This window comes from Blastococcus sp. SYSU DS0617 (assembly GCF_054051075.1).
Genome location: NZ_JBJHAO010000001.1, coordinates 334,688 through 348,770 on the forward strand (window position 1 = coordinate 334,688; position 14,083 = coordinate 348,770).

The following is a 14,083-nucleotide window of genomic DNA, read 5'->3' on the forward strand; positions in this document are numbered from 1 at the left end:
GGGCCGCGTGTCGGAACGGGGCGTGGCGGGCCAGAGCGCCGGGTACGGGGCCGGACATGGCGCTTCCCCGGGTCCTCGTCCTCGTCCTGGCCGGCGGAGCGGGGGGCCGCCTGGAACTGCTCACCGACCGGCGGGCCAAGCCGGCCGTGCCCTTCGCGGGCGTCTACCGGCTGATCGACTTCCCGCTCAGCAACTGCCTGCACTCCGGCATCGCCGACGCCTGGGTCTCCATCCAGTTCCACCCGACGTCGCTCGCGGAGCACCTGGCCAACGGCCGGCCGTGGGACCTGGACCGCAGCGTGGGCGGGCTGCTCACGCTGCCGCCCTACCGGGGGACCGAGCGGGGTGGGTGGAACACCGGCACCGCGGACTCGTTGTGGCGCCAGGCCGACCAGATCCGTGCCTTCGCGCCCGACGCACTGGTCGTGGCCAGCTCCGACGCGGTCTACAAGCTGGACTACCGGGAGGTGGCCGAGGCCCACCTCGGCTCGGGTGCCGAGGTCACCATGGTCACCACCGAGGTCGCTGCCGACGACGCCTCGCGCTACGGCATCGTCGAGGTCGGCGAGGGCGGCCGGGTGACCGGCTACGCCTACAAGCCCGACGAGCCGGCGACGACGACGGCGACCAACGAGGTCTTCGTCTTCTCGCCGACCGAGACCCTCGACCGGCTCGAGGCGCTGGCCCGGGACGCGGGGGAGGAGGGGCTGGAGGACCTCGGCACGCAACTGCTGCCCGCCCAGACCGCCGACGGGCTGGCCCGCGCCCATCCGCTGGAGGGGTACTGGCGCGACGTCGGCACCATCCCGGCCTACTGGGAGGCCCACCGGGAGTTCATCCAGGAGGAGCCCCCGCTGGACCTGGACGACCCGCTGTGGGCCATCCGCACCCGGGGTGGCCGGCACAGCGCGGCACGGCTGCTGCGCGGGGCCGCGGTGGAGCACAGCCTGGTCTCCGGCGGTACGCGGGTGGGCGGTGAGGTGCGCGGCTCGGTCCTGTCCCCGGGCGTGATCGTGGAGGAGGGGGCCACCGTGGTGGACTCGGTGCTGCTGCCCGGGGTCAGGGTGCGCGCGGGGGCGACGGTGACCCGCTCCGTGCTCGACGACCGGGTGGAGATCGGGGAGTCGGCCACCGTCGGGGGTGACGGCGAGATCACGCTGGTCGGCCACCAGGCGGTCGTCGACGCCGGCACGCACCTCGCCGCCGGCGCCCGCTTCCCCGAGCCCGAGGACGACTGAGCTCAGTCGAACTCCATCCACACGCGGCGCCGGTCGCCGCGGGTGTGCACCTGCGCCATGGCCTCGACCCGGCGGCGCTGGTCGGGCGTCGCGACGTGGTTGACCACCGCGATCTCGGCCTCGCGCATGGCCCGCTCGGCAGCGAACTCCGCCGGCGTCGACGGGACGCCGTCCGTGCCGTCGTCGGTTTCCTGCGGGCGGGCGTACGGACTGTCGGACGGGAGGTTCCCGCTCACCCGGCCGAAGGCGCCCAGGAGCAGCAGGACCAGCCCGGCCACCTCGGAGAAGACCACGTTCTCGATCTCGAAGGCCAGCACGTTGGCGTCGGTCCGCAGCACCGCGAGGCTGCCCAGACCGGCGACGAGGAAGAGGATGCCGACGACGATCATCAGCGTCGAGGCCGTCCGCGGGCTGCGCAGCGCGGCGAGGACGAGGACGGCGGCGGTGAGCACCGAGATCGTCGACAGCAGGCCGTTGGACGACATGCCGAGGATCGGCTCGCCGTCGGTCGAGAAGAAGTCCAGGCCGCCGGCGAACCCGAGCAGTCCGAAGACCAGGATCACGGCGGCGACGGCGAGGGCGCCGATCCGCTGGACGGCGAAGACCCGCGGGTCGTGACGGGGGCCGTCGTCGCCGTCGTCGCCGACGGCGGGGGCGGCGAGGGCGGTGCCCTTCGCCGTCCGCAGGGAGGGAAGGTGGCGAAGCTGCATGGGGGCTCCTCGGTCGAGGTGGATGCCCCCTCTTCGCCGGCCGGAGGTGGTTCGGATGCGACGTGCGCACACGGCCGGCCCGGCTGCAGGGGCGGGAAGGCGTGCCGGGTCCGCTGCGTTGATCCGTGCGTGAACGAGCGGTTCGAGATCGACCTGCACTCCGAGTTCCTGCGCGCGGACCTCTTCCTCGCGATGGGCCAGCCCGTCGAGGCGGCCCGGATCCTGGCAGCGGTCGTCGAGGGCGAGCCCACCAACCAGGCCGCCCTGGAGGCCCTGGCGCGCGCCTACTTCGGCTCGGCCCAGCTCGCCCGTGCCGAGGAGGCGCTGATCCGTCTGGTGCACCTGGCCCCGGCCAACGGGTGGGCCCGGCGTGCGCTCGCCCGCACGCTGGAGCGGCAGAGCCGGCACGCCGAGGCGGTTCCGCACCACCGGATGGCCGACGCCCTCGGCGCACGGTGACCCGGCCGGGCGTCCGGTCGGCTCGTGCTCCTCGACGCGGAGTCACGCCACGCCGGGGGGTGCCCGACGGTTCGCGTCGGGCGCCCTCCGGTGGGCACCCACGTCCCATGAGCATTCTCGGACGACTGATGGGTTCAGCAGAAGGCGCAGCGCGCGGAGCAGCCCGTGGCGGACGCGGGACCGCACGGCCCGGACGAGGGATGGGCAGGTCCACCGCCAAGGGTGCGGTCGGCCGGCGCGGCATGGGCCGTGGGCGTGGCACGCCGGCGTCCTCCGGCGGGCTCGGCAGCATGGTCGGCGGACTGCTGCGACGCCGCTGATCGCCGGCCGCCCGCGGCTGAGCGGGTAGACGGCTACCAGAGGGCGGCGGCGGCCAGCAGGGTCGCCGCCGTCGCGACCTCGCCCATGGCCCCCATGACGTCGCCGGTGGTCCCACCGAGCCGGCGGAGCGCGCGGCGGTGCAGCGCTTCGGCAGCGACGACGCCGGCCGCGAGGGCACCGACGAGCACGGCGGCCCGCCCGGTGCCGCCCACCGCGGCCGCGGCGAGGGCGGCGAGGGCCAGGGTGAGGACGGCGGCCGAGGCCAGCCACGCGGCGGAGACGGTGCCGGCCACGGTGCGGCCCAGTGACGACCCGTCCGCGACCGCCACCCCGGGCAGGCCGGTGCGGGTCATGACCAGCCGGGCCACCACCACCGCCGCCCAGAGCACCAGCCAGCCGCCGTCCTGGGGCAGCAGCGCCGACAGGCAGGCCACCTGGAGCAGCAGCGTCAGCACCAGCGTGGCGACGCCGAACGGGCCGACGTCGCTCTGGCGCATGACCTGCAGGGCCCGCTCAGTGCCGCGCAGCGGACCGAGACCGTCAGCGGTGTCGGCCAGCCCGTCGAGGTGCAGCCCGCGGGTCAGCAGGGCCAGGACGGCGACGGCGAGCACCGCTCCGGTCAGGGGCGAGACCGCCCGGGCGCCGGCCTCGGCGACCCCGGCCGCGATCCCGCCCAGCAGGACGCCGACCAGCGGAGCCCAGGGCAGCACGCCCCGGGTCGAGGTCGCCGCGCCGGCGGGCACCGGCAGGGCGGTGAGCAGCGCCGCTGACTCCAGCGGGCCGGTGAGCCTCATCCCGGCTGCTGGACGGGCCGCGCACCGACGGGCCCCGCACCGACGCGCCGCGCGCCGACGGGCCGCGCGCCGAGGGGGCGCCGCCGGACCCGGGCGATCACGGGCAGAACTCCAAACGGGTGATGCTGCCGTTGTGCGGTGTCACCGCCGGCATCGCATCGGGGCCCAGACCCGCGACCACGGCCTGGATCGCGCGAATCGTGTCGCCGTGGGTGACCAGGGCGATCACGTCGGCGGGCGGCTCGGCGCAGAGGTCCTTGAGGTAGGCCTCGACCCGGCCGTGCAGTTCCGCGAGGCTCTCCCCGCCCTCGGCCGACCACTGCGCGTCGCTCCAGTCGACGACGTCCCACAGCTCCTGCGACGGCCGGCCCTCCAGCACGCCGTACCCCTGCTCGCGCAGGGCCGGCGTGGTCACGATCGGCAGGCCGGTGGCCCGCGCGCACGACTCCGCGGTCTGGACGGCCCGCAGCAGGTCGCTGGTGATGAGGGCGCCGGGGGAGAGCCCCGCCAGTTCCTCGGCCGCGGCCTCGGCCTGGCTCCGGCCGAGATCGGTGAGCGGGATGTGGGCCGTCTGCCCCTGCATCAGGCCCGCGGCGTTCCACTCGCTCTGCCCGTGGCGGACGAGCAGCAGCGTCAACGGGTGAGCCATGGTGGATGAAAGCGTAACCAGGTGGTCGGCGGCGCGGAGAGCGAGCCTCGTACCGTCGTCGTCGCGGCCGCTCCGAGGAGGCCGCGCACCCGCACAGCAGCGCCGGTCGGCCCGACCGACGGGCGCAGCGAGGAGAGCACGTGAGCATCCCCGTCCGTCCCGGCGCCACCCGTCCCGCCGACCGAGCGGGCGCACCGGACCCGCTCGCGCCCGTGCTCGAGCTGCCCGGCGTCCGGGTGGCCGCCGACTCCGCCCGCGCGGCCGTCGACCGGCTGCTGAGCCACAAGGTGCTGCGCCGGGAGTCGGCGGGTGTGAGCACGGAGTCGGCCCTGCGCGGCGCCCGCGCCTCGGCCGCGCTCGAAGGTGTGGACGTGCCCCTGGCCGAACTCCGGGCCGGTGCGGTCGACGATCCGGTCGTGCAGGGCGCGCTGCGGGTGTCGGCAGGTCTGGGCGGCATGGTCGAGACGTGGCCCAAGGCCCCCGGTCAGGTGCTCGCCCGCCTGCACGTGCTGGCCGCCAGCGACCGGGTCGACAGCGCGGACCTCGGCCGGCCGGCGCCCCACGTCGGGCCCCGGCTGTCGGGCCTGTTCTCGCTGGTCACCGGCGCGACGTCGGCGCCGGCTGTGGTCGTGGCAGCGCTCGTGCACGGTGAGCTCGCCGCGATGGCTCCCTTCGGGGTGGCCGACGGCCTGGTGGCCCGCGCGGCCGGCCGGCTCACCGGCATCAGCCGTGGGCTGGACCCCAAGGCGGTCTCGGTCCCGGAGGTCGGTTTCGCCGAACTCGGCGTCGCGGCCTACGCCGAGGCGCTCGCCGCCTACACCTCCGGGGAGCCCTCGGGCGTGGCCCGCTGGCTGGTGCACTGCTGCCAGGCCACCGAGCACGGAGCCCTGGAGGGTCTGGCCATCTGCGAGAGCCTGCTGCGCGGCTGACCGCTCGCCGCGGGTCAGCGCGGCGCGGCTCGTCGGAGTGTGGGTGAGCGCGGCGCGGGTCAGCGGGGTGCGAGCAGCAGTCCCGTGAGCGCGACGGTGGTCACCGCGATCGCACCGGCGGCCGCGGCCGGTATCCAGGCACCGGTGAGGTACCCGTAGGCGAGCGCCGCGAGCACCGACAGCCACGGGCCGGACAGCGAGAGGAAGAGACCGATGCGGGCGGCCCGCCGGCGCCGACGGCGCCGCGGTGCGGTCCGCACGGACTGGCCGAGGAGCACGGCGGCCACGCACACGGCCAGGGCCGCGAGCCAGGCGAGGACCGCGGTGAGCACGTCCGCAGGATGGCCGACGCGTCGGCGGTGCGGCCGGTGCCTCGCCGGGAACGGGCCCAGGGCGCCGGGGTGGCGCTCCGGTGGCCGGGGAGGTCAGGCCCCGCGGCGGCGCCGTCGCCCGCTGAGCGGACCGGGCGTCCCGGGGGCGACCGGTCGGGCCGTCCGGTGCCGGGCGTACCAGGCCATCCCCACCACGGCGGCGCCCACGCCCATGGCCGCCGCGCCGGTGACCACCGGAGCCGCCGGCACCGAGAACCGGGACCGCATCCTCACCGGCCGCTCGAACCTGAGCATCGGCCAGCCGTGCTGCAGGGCGGCCTTGCGCAGGCCGCGGTCGGGATTGACCGCCGTGGGATGACCGACCGCCGCGAGCATGGGCAGGTCGGTGACCGAGTCGCTGTAGGCGTAGCAGTCGGCGAGGTCGTAGCCGCCCTCGGCCGCCACCTCGCGCATCGCGGCGGCCTTGTTCTCCGCGTAGGCGTAGAACTCGATCTCGCCGGTGTACCGGCCGTCCTCGACCACCATGCGGGTGGCGACCACGCGGTCGGCGCCGAGCATCTCGCCGATCGGCTCGACCATCTCCGCCCCGCTGCTGGAGACGATGACGATCTCCCGGCCGGCGGCCTTGTGCTCCTCGATGAGGTCCGCGGCCTCGGCGTAGACCAGCGGGTCCACGATCTCGTGCAGGGTCTCCCGGACGATGTCCTGCACGGCGGCGGCGTCCCAGCCGGTGACCATGGCGGTCATCTGCGCGCGCAGCCGCTCCATCTGCTGGGCGTCGGCGCCGGCGAGGGAGAACACGAACTGGGCGTACGCGGTCTTGAGGACCGTGCGCCGGTTGATCAGCCCGCCCTGGAAGAACGGACGGCCGAAGGCCAGGGTGCTGGACTTGGCGATGATCGTCTTGTCCAGATCGAAGAACGCCGCTCCGCGGGTCACGAGGCATGAGGCTAGTAGGCCCTCCCGGGGGTGACAGGCCGCGCGCGCCGTCCACACCCGAAGGAGTCATCCACAGTTCGGCCGCGGATCTGGCACAGTTCGCCCACGCTCCGGTGGGCTCGCTGACGTGCCTGCCGCTCCCGTGACACCCGACCCGTCGCCCCGTCCGCTGGTCGTCAGCCGTGACGAGCACCTGCTCGACGACCTGCTGCGCGTGCTGGCCGCCGCCGGCACCGAACCCGAGATCGCCGTCGGTGGTGCCCCGCTGCTCCGGGCGTACCGCGCCGCGCCGCTGGTCGTGCTGGGTGCCGACGTGGTGGGCGCGGCGGTGGTGCGGGCGCTGGGGCGTCGACCCGGCGTCGTGGTCGCCGCCCGCTCGGAACTGCCCGCCGAGGAGTGGGCCGCGGCGGTCGAGGTGGGCGCCGAGCGGGTGGCGCTGCTGCCCGCCGACGAGGCCTGGTTGCTGTCCCGGGCGGTCGCCGCGGTCCGCACCCCGGTGACGCGTGGGTGGTTGCTGGCCGTCGGCGGCGGGTGCGGGGGCGCCGGCGCCAGCACCGTGGCCGCCGCGCTCGCCGTGGCCGCCGCCCCGGGTGCGGTCCTGGTCGACACCGACGGGTGGGGTGCCGGCCTGGACCTGCTGCTCGGTGCCGAACGGGCCGAGGGGCTGCGGTGGCCCGAGCTGACCGGGCTCCGGGGACGCGTCTCCGGCGACGCGCTGCTCGCCTGCCTGCCCGAGGTGGCCGGCGTGCACGTCCTCGCCGCGGCGCGCTCCGGTCACCCCGGGCTGCCGGAGGAGGCGGTCCGGGCGGTGGTGGAGGCCGCGCGGACCGACGGCGCGCCGGTCGTGGTGGACCTGCCCCGCCCGGGTCCGGACGGGTTCTGCGCCACGACGCACGCCGTGCTCGCCGAGGCCGACCTCGCGCTGCTGGTGGTGCCGGCGCGGCTGCGCGCGGCCAGTGCGGCGCGCCTGCTCGTGTCCGCGGCCGGATCGCCGTGGGCGGGAGCGCAGCTGGTCGTGCGTCCGGTGCCCGGCGGCCTGTCCACCGACGAGGTCGCCGACGTCGTGGGCCGGCCCGTGCTCGCCGAGTTGCCGCACGACCGCGGCGCCGTGCCCCGGGGTGAACGCGGTGAGGTGCCGGCCGTCGCGCCGCGCACCCCGCTGGGCGGCGTCGCGCGGCGTGCGCTGGCCCAGGTGCGCAGGGCCGCCGGATGAGCGCCGGGCTGCTCGACCGCGTCCGTGCCCGGCTGGCGCTCGAGCCGGGCATGCCGACGCAGGCCGACGTCGCGGCGGTCGTCCGCCAGGAAAGCGGTGGGCTGCTCGGGGACGACGACGTGCTGCGGGCCGTGCGCGACGCGGTGGACGAGCTGGCCGGTGCCGGGCCGCTCGAGGCGCTGCTCCGGCTGCCGGACGTCACCGACGTGCTCGTCGCCGCCCCGGACCGCGTGTGGATCGACCGGGGGGCGGGGCTGGAGCTCACCGGCGTCCGCTTCCCCGACGACGTCGCCGTGCGGCGCCTCGCCGTCCGCCTGGCCGCCGCGGCCGGACGCCGGCTGGACGACGCCGCGCCCTGGGTGGACGTCGGGTTGCCCGACGGCACCCGCCTGCACGCGGTGCTCGCGCCCGTGGCGCACACCACCTGCCTGTCGCTGCGGGTGTTGCGGCGCTGCTCCCGGAGCCTCGCCGACCTGGAGGCGCTCGGCGCGCTGCCCGGGGAGAGCCCCGGGCTGCTGCGGGCGCTGGTGGAGCGGCGGCTGGCCTTCCTCGTGACCGGAGGGACGGGGACCGGGAAGACGACGGTGCTCTCCGCGCTGCTGGGCGAGGTCGGGCCGGCCGAACGGGTGCTGACCTGCGAGGACGCCGCCGAGCTCGCGCCCGCGCATCCGCACGTCGTCGCCCTGCTCACCCGACCGCCGAACGTCGAGGGCGTCGGCGAGGTCACCCTGCGCGACCTCGTGCGTCAGGCGCTCCGCATGCGGCCGGACCGGCTGGTCGTGGGCGAGGTGCGAGGAGCCGAGGTGGGGGACCTGCTGGCCGCGCTCAACACCGGCCACGAGGGTGGCTGCGGCACCCTGCACGCCAACCGGCCGGCCGAGGTGCCGGCCCGGTTGGAAGCCCTGGGCGTGGCCGCGGGACTCGACCGCGCCGCGGTGCACAGCCTGGCGGCCGCGGCGCTGCACGTCGTCGTGCACCTGCGCCGCACACCCGCGGGCCGGCGGGTCGACCAGCTCGGTGTCCTGCGGCGTGCGGGCGACCTCGTGGTCGTGGAGCCGGGCTGGCGGGCCGACGGCGGGGCGTGCCCCGCCGCCGACCTCCTGCGCGCGTTGCTGGACGGAACGGCCCGCCGGTGACCGGGATGCTGCTCGCGGCGGCTGCCGCACTCCTCCTCTGGCCGGACCGGCGGGCCGCCGGACGGCTGCCGGGCCGGGACGCGCGTCACGCACCGCCCGGTGGCACGCCCGCCGCCGGTCCGCCGACGGCCCTGGTCGCCGTGCTGGTCGCGGGGGCCGCCGCCGCCGTGAGCACTCCGCTGGTCGCGGTCCTGGCCGCGGTGGCGGCGGTGGCCGGCGTGCGGGCGTGGGCCGGGCGGCGGGCCGCCGCCCGGGACGACGCCGCGCTCCGTGGGCTGGCGGACGGGCTGGGAGCCCTGGCGGCCGAGCTGCGCAGCGGCCGCTCCCTGGCGGTGGCCGCGGCCGCCGCCGGTGACGCCTGCGGGGACGCCGGGGCCGGCCGCCTGCTGGCCCGTGCGGTGCAGACGCCCGAGGTGCCCGTCCGCGAGGCGCCCGGCGACCTGGGGGACGCCGTCGGCAGGATCGCCGCCGCCACCCGGCTCAGCATGCGCACGGGATGCTCGTTGGCGGCCGTGGCCACCGCGGTGGAGGACGACCTGCGCGCCCGCGCCCGGCACCGGACGGAGCTGCGGGCGGCGACTGCCGGCCCGCGGGCGAGCGCCGCCGTGCTCGCCGGCCTCCCGTTGCTCGGACTGCTCATGGGCAGCGGGGTGGGAGCCGATCCATGGCGGATCCTGACGACGACCGGCGTGGGGCAGGTGCTGCTCGTCGGCGGGGTGGCCCTCGAGGCGGCCGGCCTGGCCTGGTCGCACCGGCTCGTCCAGCGGGCGCTCCGGTGACGCGTCCCGGCTCCCGGTCATGACCCCGGACCGGGTCGGGCCGGCCCTGCTGGTTCTCGCGGTAGCGCTCGCGGTGTGGCCCGTCGGCGGCGGAGCCGGCGCCGCGCGGTGGTCGGCCCTGCGGCCGGCCGAGGACCCCGCTCCTGCCCGCGCGCCGCGGCGGGCAGCGACACGCGAGCGGCTGCGCCGGTGGCTGCTCGCGGCGGCCCCGGGTGTGGCCGGCGCCCTGCTCGTGGGCGGGTTCGACGGGTTGGTGGGTGGCATCGCCCTCGCTGTCGTCGTCGAACGGATGCTGCGCGCGCGGGCCCCTGACGACGCCGGGGCCGAGCGGGCGGCGCTGGTCCGGGACCTGCCCCCGGCATGCGATCTGCTGGGGGTCTGCCTGGTGGCCGGGCTGCCGGTCGAGGGGGCGCTCGAGGCGGTCGGGGGTGCGGTCGGCGGGCCGTTGGGGGCGCAGCTGCGCTCGGTCGCGGCCCTGTCGCGGCTGGGTGCCGATCCGCGGCGTGCCTGGGCGGACGTACCGCCGGAACTCGCCGCGCTGGGGAGGGTGGTCGTGCGGGCGGGGGAGTCCGGGGCCATGGTCGCCGGCGCGCTGCGCACGCTGGCCGCGGAGAGCCGGACCACCGCACGCGCCGACACCCAGGTGGCCGTGCAGCGGGCGGGGGTGTGGGTGCTCGCCCCGCTGGGGGCCTGCTTCCTGCCGGCGTTCGTCTGCCTCGGTGTGGCACCCCTGGTGATCGGCATCGCCGGCGACGTCTTCGGCTGACGGCGCCCGAACCGGCCGACGGGGTGGCCGTCCACAGCCGTGGGTGCCCTCCACAGATGGCGGCAGGCCATGGGCCGGCCGGCCGGGGGACCCGAGGCTCGGTGCACGGCCCGACCCGCGGGCCCCGACGCCAGGAGACGACCATGTCCAGCACTCCCACATCCACGCTCGACCCGGCCGGCGATCAGCCGGAGCCGCCGACGGCCGGCACCCCGGCGCGCTGGGCCCGGGCCCGCGAGGCTCTCGCCCGACGGCTCGCGGTGCTGCAGGAGGAGCCGGAGGCAGGCATGAGCACCGCGGAGTACGCCGTCGGCACGGTGGCCGCGTGCGCCTTCGCGGCCGTCCTGTACCGGGTCGTCACCGGGGACTCCGTCGTCGACGGCCTGACCGACCTGGTCGACCGCGCACTGGCCACGCTGGCCTGACGTGCGGGGTCCGGGGGACGTCCGGCGGGTGCACCGCCGGGGCGCCGACCGCGAGTCCGGGATGGTCACCGCCGAGACGGCGGTCGTCCTGCCCGTGCTCGTGCTCGTGCTGCTCTGCGCGGTCGCGGCGGTGAGCGTGGTCGGCGCCCAGTTGCGCTGCGTCGACGCCGCCCGCGAGGGCGCCCGCGCCGCCGCACGCGGGGAGACCGCCGCGGTGGTGGCCGAGCTGGCCGGCCGGGTGGCGCCCGACGGGGCGGTCACGAGCCTGCGCACGGCGGAGGACCGCGTCCGGGTCACGGTGAGCGTCCAGGTGTCGCCGCTGGGACCGGTTCCGCTGCGCACCCGGGTGTCGGCCGAGGCGGTGGCGCAGCGCGAGCCCGGTGGGCCGCCGTGAGGGACGACGGCGAGCGCGGCTCGGCCACGGTGTGGGTGCTGGCGCTCGGCGGCGTCCTGGCGCTGGTGGGTCTGGCCGGCGTGCTGGTGGGTGCGGCCGCGGTGGCCCGGCACCGGGCCGGCAGCGCGGCCGACCTCACCGCGCTGGCCGCCGCCGGCCGGGCGGTGCTCGCCGATCCCGGGGCGTGCGCCGTCGCCGGGGAGGTCGCCGGCGAGAACGGTGCCCGGCTGGACGCCTGCACGGTCGAGCCGGGCGGCCTCGCCGACGTGACGGTCAGCGTGCGGGTGCAGCTCGGCCCGGTCGGCTCCCGGACGGTGGCCGCACGGGCCCGGGCCGGTCCCGTGGTGGCGGCCGCGGACGCCACCATCTCGGAAGACGGCGCCTCAGAAGACCAGGTCCGGCTCCGGGTCGGCGGCGTCGGGCGCCGCGGCCTCGTCGTCGGCGACCAGGTCGCCGGCGGCGGCCAGCTCGTCGAGCACCACGTCCAGCACGCGCACCGCCCCCGCCTTGTCCAGCGGGTCGTTGCCGTTGCCGCACTTGGGCGACTGGACGCACGAGGGGCAGCCGCTGTCGCACTCACAGCTGGCGACGGTGGCCCGGGTCGCCTGCAGCCACTCGCGCAGCACGTCGAAGCCGCGCTCGGCGAAGCCCGCACCGCCGGGATGCCCGTCGTAGACGAAGATCGCCGCGGTCCCCGTGTCGGGGTGCAGCGCGGTCGACAGGCCGCCGAGATCCCAGCGGTCGCAGGTCGCCAGCAGCGGCAGGATGCCGATCGCGGCGTGCTCCGCCGCGTGCAGCGAGCCGGGCAGCTCGGTCTCGTCGAGCTCGGCGCGCTCCACCCCCCGGTCGCTGAGGGTCAGCCAGACCGCGCGGGTCCGCAGCTGGCGGGCGGGCAGGTCGAGCGGGAACTCGGCGAGCACCTCGCCGGTGCCGAGCCGGCGGCGCTGGTAGGCCACCACCTGGTTGGTCACGTCGACCACGCCGGTGTGGGCGGTGACCGTGCCCAGCCGGTGGCTCCGGCCGGGGGACACGATCGAGAGGTCGGTGACGTCGCGCGCGACCGTGGTCCACTCCGGGCTCTCCGGGTGCACCGCGGCGCAGGCGTCGTCCACGTCGAACTGGTCGACGACGAAGGTCTCGCCCCGGTGCACGTACAGCGCGCCCTCGTGCACCGTGGCATGGGCGGCACCGCCGTCGACGGTGCCGAGCAGGCGCCCCGTGGCGCCCTCGATGATCGCCACCGGCTCCGCGCCGCTGCCGCGGATGTCGACGTCGGGACGTCCGCGCCCGGCCCAGTACCAACCCGCGGGCCGCCGCCGCAGCTGCCCGTCGGCGACGAGCTGCTCGAGCGCCGCCTCCGCGACCGCTCCGCCGAAGTCCGGCAGGTCCGCAGGAACCAGCGGCAGCTCCGCGGCGGCGCAGCACAGCTGCGGGCCCAGCACGTAGGGGTTGGCCGGATCGGTGACGGTGGCCTCGATCGCCCGGCCGAACACCGCTGCCGGATGGTGGGCGAGGTAGTGGTCCAGCGGGTCGTCCCGGGCGACGAACACCACGAGCGACTCCCGCTGCGCCCGGCCCGCCCGCCCGGCCTGCTGCCACAGCGATGCCAGCGTCCCCGGGTAGCCGGCGAGCACGACCGCGTCCAGGCCGGCGATGTCGATGCCGAGCTCCAGGGCGTTCGTGGTCGCGACCCCGAGCAGGTCGCCGGACGACAGCGCCCGTTCCAGCTCCCGCCGCTCCTCGGGCAGGTAACCGCCGCGGTAGGAGTCGACCCTCCGCACGAGGTCCTCCCGGCCGCGGTCGCGCAGCAGCCGGCGGGCCTGGTCGGCGACGGACTCCGCGCTGCGCCGAGAGCGCACGAAGGCCAGCGTCCGGGCGCCCCGCTCCACCAGGTCGGCCAGCAGCCCCGCCGCGTCGGCGGCGGCGGACCGGCGCAGCGGAGCGCCGTGCTCACCGGTGTGCTCGGTCAGGGGTGGCTCCCAGAGAGCGAAGGTCGCTCCCGGGCGAGGGGAGCCGTCCTCGGTCACGGCGACCACCGGCTCGCCGACGAGGCGCCCGGCGGCCCCAGCCGGGTCGGCGACGGTCGCGGACGCCAGCACGAACACCGGCTCCGCGCCGTACCGCCGGCAGATCCGGCGGAGCCTGCGCAGCACGTGGCCGACGTGGGAGCCGAAGACCCCGCGGTAGGCGTGGCACTCGTCGATGACGACGTAGGCGACGCGGCGCAGGGTGCTCGACCACTTCTGGTGGGCGGGCAGGATCCCGCGGTGCAGCATGTCGGGGTTGGTCACGATCCACCGCGAGTGCCGCCGCACCCAGTCGCGCTCCTCGCCCGGGGTGTCGCCGTCGTAGGCCGCCGGGCGCACCGAGGGGTCGGCCAGGGCCGCCACCGCGGCCAGCTGGTCGCGGGCCAGCGCCTTCGTCGGGGCCAGGTAGAGCACGCAGGCCCGGGGGTCCTCGGCCAACCGGCTCAGCGCGGGCAGCTGGTAGGCCAGCGACTTGCCCGACGCCGTCCCCGTCGCCACGACGACGTGCCGGCCGTCGTGGGCGAGCTGCGCCGCCTCCACCTGGTGTGCGTACGGGGCCGCCACGCCACGCTCCTGCAGGCGCTCGCGCAGCGGCTCGCTGACCCACGCCGGCCACGGCAGCGTCCGGCGCTCGCGCACGGGCACCGAGTGCACGTGGGTGACCGGACGGTCCTCCTCCACGGTGCCGGCGAGCAGGGTGGCCAGCAGCTCGGCACCGGGCGGCGGACCGTCCGGGCCGCCGAGCGGCGGCGCTCCGTCGGTCGCGGCGGGTGCCCCCGACCGGGCCGGGTGGAGCGTGGTCACCGGTCCTCCTCGCTGGGCCGGCCCGTCAGGTGGCCGACTGCTGCTGTGCCTGGGCGGCGGTGCGGCCGCTCCGGACCTCCACTGTCACACCTCCCGGCAACCCCGCCCGCACACCTCCCGGCAACCCCGCCCGCACACCTCCCGGCGACCTCCCCCCGTACACCTCCC

15 protein-coding genes and 1 pseudogene are annotated in these 14,083 nt (G+C 77.2%); 10 read left to right on the forward strand and 6 right to left on the reverse strand.

Annotated features, from left to right (window positions below; genetic code table 11):
* Positions 1-56: 56 nt before the first annotated feature.
* Complete coding sequence (locus ACI793_RS01615) at positions 57-1,238, forward strand: glucose-1-phosphate adenylyltransferase family protein (protein WP_456604614.1); 1,182 nt, start codon at positions 57-59, stop codon at positions 1,236-1,238.
* A 2-nt stretch (positions 1,239-1,240) separates the two neighbouring features.
* Here the strand turns inward: ACI793_RS01615 and ACI793_RS01620 are convergent, their stop codons facing one another.
* The gene (locus tag ACI793_RS01620) at positions 1,241-1,948 is read right to left on the reverse strand and encodes a DUF4383 domain-containing protein (RefSeq protein ID WP_456604615.1); all 708 of its coding nucleotides are present in this window, start codon (positions 1,946-1,948) and stop codon (positions 1,241-1,243) included.
* 129 nt (positions 1,949-2,077) lie between these two features.
* Between ACI793_RS01620 and ACI793_RS01625 the strand changes: the two genes are divergently transcribed.
* The gene (locus tag ACI793_RS01625) at positions 2,078-2,407 is read left to right on the forward strand and encodes a tetratricopeptide repeat protein (RefSeq protein WP_456604616.1); all 330 of its coding nucleotides are present in this window, start codon (positions 2,078-2,080) and stop codon (positions 2,405-2,407) included.
* Positions 2,408-2,760: 353 nt separating this feature from the next.
* Here the strand turns inward: ACI793_RS01625 and ACI793_RS01630 are convergent, their stop codons facing one another.
* Entirely contained in the window at positions 2,761-3,522 is a 762-nt protein-coding gene (locus tag ACI793_RS01630) for an adenosylcobinamide-GDP ribazoletransferase (RefSeq protein ID WP_456604617.1), read from the reverse strand.
* Between the two features lie 97 nt (positions 3,523-3,619).
* Positions 3,620-4,171 (reverse strand): histidine phosphatase family protein, encoded by a 552-nt coding sequence (locus ACI793_RS01635; protein WP_456604618.1) that lies wholly within the window; start codon positions 4,169-4,171, stop codon positions 3,620-3,622.
* Between the two features lie 140 nt (positions 4,172-4,311).
* On the opposite strand from ACI793_RS01635, the gene ACI793_RS01640 reads away from it, so the two are divergent.
* Complete coding sequence (locus tag ACI793_RS01640) at positions 4,312-5,100, forward strand: oxidoreductase (RefSeq protein ID WP_456604619.1); 789 nt, start codon at positions 4,312-4,314, stop codon at positions 5,098-5,100.
* 59 nt (positions 5,101-5,159) lie between these two features.
* Here ACI793_RS01640 and ACI793_RS01645 read toward each other — a convergent pair whose 3' ends face one another.
* The gene (locus ACI793_RS01645; protein WP_456604620.1) at positions 5,160-5,432 is read right to left on the reverse strand and encodes a hypothetical protein; all 273 of its coding nucleotides are present in this window, start codon (positions 5,430-5,432) and stop codon (positions 5,160-5,162) included.
* 93 nt (positions 5,433-5,525) lie between these two features.
* Positions 5,526-6,371, reverse strand: a complete 846-nt coding sequence (locus ACI793_RS01650; protein ID WP_456604621.1) for an HAD family hydrolase — start codon at positions 6,369-6,371, stop codon at positions 5,526-5,528.
* A gap of 127 nt (positions 6,372-6,498) precedes the next feature.
* On the opposite strand from ACI793_RS01650, the gene ssd reads away from it, so the two are divergent.
* From ssd to ACI793_RS01685, 7 genes and pseudogenes are all read left to right on the forward strand, one after another.
* Positions 6,499-7,584 carry a septum site-determining protein Ssd gene (gene ssd / locus ACI793_RS01655; protein WP_456604622.1) on the forward strand — a complete coding sequence of 362 codons (1,086 nt, stop codon included), beginning with the start codon at positions 6,499-6,501 and terminating at the stop codon, positions 7,582-7,584.
* Complete coding sequence (locus ACI793_RS01660; RefSeq protein ID WP_456604623.1) at positions 7,581-8,720, forward strand: TadA family conjugal transfer-associated ATPase; 1,140 nt, start codon at positions 7,581-7,583, stop codon at positions 8,718-8,720. Before ssd ends, ACI793_RS01660 begins: the two co-directional genes overlap by 4 nt.
* Before the next feature lie 5 nt (positions 8,721-8,725).
* Positions 8,726-9,499, forward strand: coding sequence for a type II secretion system F family protein (locus ACI793_RS01665; protein ID WP_456604790.1), 774 nt, complete (start codon positions 8,726-8,728; stop codon positions 9,497-9,499).
* 19 nt (positions 9,500-9,518) lie between these two features.
* Positions 9,519-10,265, forward strand: a complete 747-nt coding sequence (locus ACI793_RS01670; protein WP_456604624.1) for a type II secretion system F family protein — start codon at positions 9,519-9,521, stop codon at positions 10,263-10,265.
* 143 nt (positions 10,266-10,408) lie between these two features.
* Positions 10,409-10,690 carry a DUF4244 domain-containing protein gene (locus ACI793_RS01675; RefSeq protein ID WP_456604625.1) on the forward strand — a complete coding sequence of 94 codons (282 nt, stop codon included), beginning with the start codon at positions 10,409-10,411 and terminating at the stop codon, positions 10,688-10,690.
* 1 nt (position 10,691) lies between these two features.
* Positions 10,692-11,084, forward strand: a complete 393-nt coding sequence (locus ACI793_RS01680; RefSeq protein ID WP_456604626.1) for a TadE family type IV pilus minor pilin — start codon at positions 10,692-10,694, stop codon at positions 11,082-11,084.
* Positions 11,081-11,413, forward strand: a pseudogene (locus ACI793_RS01685) (Rv3654c family TadE-like protein); the annotation flags it as partial. The gene ACI793_RS01680 and the pseudogene ACI793_RS01685, both read left to right, overlap by 4 nt.
* 54 nt (positions 11,414-11,467) lie before the next feature.
* Here ACI793_RS01685 and ACI793_RS01690 read toward each other — a convergent pair.
* A complete protein-coding gene (locus ACI793_RS01690; protein ID WP_456604627.1) occupies positions 11,468-13,915 on the reverse strand; it encodes a DEAD/DEAH box helicase in 2,448 nt (815 codons plus the stop codon).
* Positions 13,916-14,083: the final 168 nt, after the last annotated feature.

Coding starts and splice junctions, on each gene's coding strand:
- ACI793_RS01615 (WP_456604614.1), top strand. CDS start 57: ATGGCGCTTCCCCGGGTCCTCGTCCTCGTCCTGGCCGGCGGAGCGGGG.
- ACI793_RS01620 (WP_456604615.1), bottom strand. CDS start 1,948: ATGCAGCTTCGCCACCTTCCCTCCCTGCGGACGGCGAAGGGCACCGCC.
- ACI793_RS01630 (WP_456604617.1), bottom strand. CDS start 3,522: ATGAGGCTCACCGGCCCGCTGGAGTCAGCGGCGCTGCTCACCGCCCTG.
- ACI793_RS01635 (WP_456604618.1), bottom strand. CDS start 4,171: ATGGCTCACCCGTTGACGCTGCTGCTCGTCCGCCACGGGCAGAGCGAG.
- ACI793_RS01660 (WP_456604623.1), top strand. CDS start 7,581: ATGAGCGCCGGGCTGCTCGACCGCGTCCGTGCCCGGCTGGCGCTCGAG.
- ACI793_RS01665 (WP_456604790.1), top strand. CDS start 8,726: ATGCTGCTCGCGGCGGCTGCCGCACTCCTCCTCTGGCCGGACCGGCGG.
- ACI793_RS01670 (WP_456604624.1), top strand. CDS start 9,519: ATGACCCCGGACCGGGTCGGGCCGGCCCTGCTGGTTCTCGCGGTAGCG.
- ACI793_RS01675 (WP_456604625.1), top strand. CDS start 10,409: ATGTCCAGCACTCCCACATCCACGCTCGACCCGGCCGGCGATCAGCCG.